Annotated in this window: 2 protein-coding genes; one reads left to right on the top strand and one right to left on the bottom strand. The window is 59.5% G+C overall.

The window, feature by feature from the left end; all coding sequences use genetic code 11:
• Positions 1-231 precede the first annotated feature (231 nt).
• Positions 232-1,014, bottom strand: coding sequence for an MOSC domain-containing protein (locus QOC89_RS23870; RefSeq protein ID WP_323047274.1), 783 nt, complete (start codon positions 1,012-1,014; stop codon positions 232-234).
• Positions 1,015-2,014: 1,000 nt separating this feature from the next.
• Between QOC89_RS23870 and QOC89_RS23865 the strand changes: the two genes are divergently transcribed.
• Positions 2,015-3,340: an ABC transporter substrate-binding protein gene (locus QOC89_RS23865; protein ID WP_416340455.1), complete on the top strand. Its 1,326-nt coding sequence runs from the start codon at positions 2,015-2,017 to the stop codon at positions 3,338-3,340.
• Positions 3,341-3,408: the final 68 nt, after the last annotated feature.

Raw genomic sequence — 3,408 nt, 5'->3', positions numbered from 1 at the left:
TGAGCAGAGCAATGTTCGAACGGCACAAATGGGTCGACAGCCGAAGTTCGCCGCTGTTGGCGGTGCGGCTTGCGACGAACTTCCTGGTTCGGCCAACCGCGTCGGGCCCGACAAGGGGAAGTTAGCGAAAGGCAACGGTGCTGCGGGCAACCTGGAATCCGAAGGAAGCCGGGAGTAAAGCGCTGGTCCGACGAACAGAATCTCGAAACCCTGATTACCTTTCCGCCCTCGTCAGGCGGCGGCCGCGACCGTCACCGCATCGCCGACCGAACAGACGCCGTCGCTCAGCACCTCAAGATAAATGCCAAGATCGGCATGGCCGAAATGCTGCATGATCGTTTTCGGCAGATTGGCATCGCGTGTGGCGGTCTCGGGGTTGACGTTGATGGCGGCACAGCGCCGCGTCCGTAGGGCCCCGCGAAAGCGTATCCCGCCAATCTCGACTTCCCGCCCGAGCCAGTTGAGCTCCGCCCAGGCAGGCACGCCGTCAAGATAGATGTTGGCGCGGAAGCGCAGGGGGTGCACGGAAGTCCCGGTCGCCTCCTCAAGCGCCCGCACGGAGGCCAGGTTGATCACCGAGATCGCTTTCATCATGACCGGCGAGACCACGCTGACATCCGTGAATATGTGGCCTGCGGCCGAGACTAGGCGGGGGCGGCCTTCAGTCGCTTCGCCCAGATAAGCCGCCATGAAATCCTCGATCGCCTCGCGGCCCGCAGCACTCGTCGTCGCCGCCTCAAGCACAAGCTCACCGCGATAGCGAATGGTTAGCGTGCCGGTCTCTGGATCCAGCCGCGTCTCCAGCGCGGCAAGCTTTTCATTCTTGCGCAGCATCAGGAAATAGCCCTTGTCGAGCGGCTCGGGGGCTTCCGGATCGAAGCGCGTCGTGCCGAGCGCCAGCGCGAATGCGCGGTCGAAGGACAGTCCTTGCCCGTGGCTGACGGCCATTTCCGTCAAGGGCTCGGGAGAGAGACCCTTGATTGGATAGCGGTAGAGATTGATAACTTTCGCCATTATTCCTGTTCCATCACTGATTTTCGCCGTTATTCCCGCAGTGCTTAACATAGCACCTGGTGAGGGGGACCAGCCACCAGGAACCGGGGATGGCTCGACAAGCGGCTCGCTCAATATGCGCAGAACAGTCCTTTGCGAGCATTGACAGGCGGGGACACAAATCGGTGACGTCTAGTTGCGTGCGAGCGGCGGCGGGGCAGAACGGTCGCTCTGCAGCGCAGTGGCGGCATTCGCAGAAACTAACTGGGGACGGGAAGGGGCTCCAAAGCGCCCACCGACCGATAGGTCGCGCCGACGCGATGTTCGAGGGCGACTGCGCCCTAATGCTTGATTGGAATTTCGGAAAAAAAGAAATCGACTACGAAAAGGCGCGCAGCGTGTAGATCTTCCTGAGTCCATAACCGTTTTACACTTGACTGCGCTAGTTTTCGTTACGTTTGCCTGTCGAGAATATACAATCAGAGTACATCCTTCTGTGCGCCACAGGCGGGCTAGTAGCGTCGACGCAGCACCCGTGCGTCGATCGGCCTGACGGCCCATCATGCGCACTCCGCGCTCGGCCGTCATCAACACCCGCCGACAAGACTATAGGCCGCGTGAAGCGTGGTCGTGCCTTGGCGTTCGGCAGTCGGCGCTCATCTGGAAGGCTTTGGGCTAAGCCAGCCTACGAAGTACTTACAGATAGCCTTACACGATTCTTGTGGACCCAGCACACCCGGGCACAGGTCGGCTCAAACCGAGTGTTCGACGGCGGGCAACCTGATCACTTCTCCGCCTTGTCGGGAAACGAAGACCGCTCGAGATACGACGCTTCGTATGTGTACAGCGCTTAGTCCGAGGGTAAGGACGCAACCATCATGAACTCAATCTGGTCCGAGCGCCGAATCGTCATTGCTTGTACGTCAGCCGCCGCGGTCCTGACAGCATCGTCCAACTTCGCCGCGAGCTCCGAGGAACCAAACGCTGCCACCAATGAAAACGAACGGAGACTCTCATGACGATGACAAACTCTACGCGCCGCGCGCTGATTCGCAAGCTTGCGCTTGCTGGCCTTTCGGTTTGCGCGGCACAAGTTGCCAGCGCGGCAAATGTCACCATCGCTACTTTCAACGGTCCGGCCACGATCGAACTCAAGAAGCTTTCCGCGAGCTTCGAGAAGGCGAACCCGGATATCAAGCTGAACTGGGTGATCCTTGAGGAAAACGTGCTTCGTCAGCGCGCGACGACCGATATCACCACTAACAGCGGCCAGTTCGACGTGGTTGCAATTGGTACGTACGAAACGCCGCAGTGGGGCAAGCGCGGCTGGCTGGTGCCGATGACCAATCTGCCGGTCGATTACGATCTCGACGACGTGGTAAAGACCGCGCGCGACGGCCTTTCCTACGATGGCCAACTCTACGCGCTGCCGTTCTATGTCGAGAGCTCGATGACCTTTTATCGGAAGGACCTGTTTCAGGCCGCTGGGCTCAAGATGCCGGATCAGCCGACTTACGGCCAGATCAAGCGATTCGCCGACACGCTCACCGATAAGCCCAAGGGTCAGTATGGCATCTGTTTGCGCGGGAAGGCAGGTTGGGGTGAAAACATGACCTACGTGTCGACCGTGGTGAACACCTACGGTGGACGCTGGTTCGATGAGAACTGGAAAGCACAGCTTGATACGCCGGAGTGGCACAAGGCGATCAGCTTCTATGCCGATCTCTTGAGGAACGATGGGCCGCCCGGAGCGAGCTCGAACGGCTTCAACGAGAACCTGACGCTGATGTCGTCCGGGAATTGCGCGATGTGGATCGATGCGACGGCCGCCGCGGGCACGCTCTACAACAAGTCGCAGTCGAAAGTGGCGGACAAGATAGGCTTCGCTGCGGCACCGGTTGCGGTGACGCCGAAAGGATCGCATTGGCTGTGGTCGTGGTCGCTCGCGATCCCCAAGACCTCGAAGTCGCGGGATGCCGCGAAGAAATTTGTTACCTGGGCAACGTCAAAACAGTACATCGAGATGGTTGGAACGGACGAGGGCTGGGCATCCGTTCCTCCGAGCAGAAAGTCGACTTTTGCACGTCCCGAATACAAGCAGGCCGTTCCGTTCGGAGAATTTGTGTTGAAAGCGATAGAATCGGCCGACCCGAACGACCCGTCGCTCAAGAAGGTGCCGTACAGTGGGATTCAATTCGTAGGCATCCCCGAGTTTCCGTCTTTCGGAACCATAGTGGGGCAAGCTATTGCGGGCGTCGTTGCTGGGCAAACCAGTGTGGACGCAGCGCTGAAGGCGGGCAACGCCGCCGCCGATCGCGCTGTGAAGCAAGCGGGTTATCAGAAGTAAGATGGGTCGCTTGCTGCCGATCGCCGTCAGGCAGTGACCGGCCCAGATTGTGTCAAAACGCTTTTTGG

This window comes from Paraburkholderia sp. (genome assembly GCF_034668105.1).
Lineage (GTDB): Bacteria > Pseudomonadota > Gammaproteobacteria > Burkholderiales > Burkholderiaceae > Paraburkholderia.
Note: the sequence above shows the minus strand (reverse complement) of the source record. Positions and strands in the feature narration are given on the sequence as shown.

Excerpts from the sequence above, each read along its gene's own strand:
- QOC89_RS23870 (WP_323047274.1), bottom strand. The coding sequence starts at position 1,014 with ATGGCGAAAGTTATCAATCTCTACCGCTATCCAATCAAGGGTCTCTCT.
- QOC89_RS23865 (WP_416340455.1), top strand. The coding sequence starts at position 2,015 with ATGACAAACTCTACGCGCCGCGCGCTGATTCGCAAGCTTGCGCTTGCT.